At 71.4% G+C, this 301-nt stretch carries 1 protein-coding gene; it reads right to left on the bottom strand.

Annotation, left to right across the window (positions count from 1 at the left end; translation table 11 throughout):
* Positions 1-99: 99 nt before the first annotated feature.
* Positions 100-301: hypothetical protein (locus tag DSY14_RS28490; protein WP_211719652.1), on the bottom strand; the 202-nt coding region annotated here is incomplete at its 5' end.

Below are 301 nucleotides of genomic sequence, written 5' to 3'. Positions count from 1 at the left end.
GGGACCTTAGTCCAGGGTCGTTGACGTCCTTGCGTACGACCATGACGGCTCCCGGTCACGGCTGCGCTGACGCGCTGCCGTACGTCGCTCCGTAACCGGTCATGTGGTGGCGGGCCGTGTCGCCGGTTCCGGCTCCAGCACCGGGCGGGTGATTCGCTTGGTGATCGCGGCGACCAGGGTGCGCGGGCGCCTGGGCGTCAGATGCGCCACGATCTGGTTGCTCAGGCCGGGGGTGACGTAGGCGCGGTCGCGGTCGAGGGCGCGCAGGGCGGCCCGTACGACGGGTTCGGGTGCGGCGAAG

It is taken from the genome of Nocardiopsis sp. MG754419 (genome assembly GCF_018207095.1).
In the GTDB taxonomy this organism is placed as follows: Bacteria; Actinomycetota; Actinomycetes; order Streptosporangiales; family Streptosporangiaceae; genus Nocardiopsis.
This window is presented reverse-complemented; position numbering and strand designations above follow the sequence as displayed.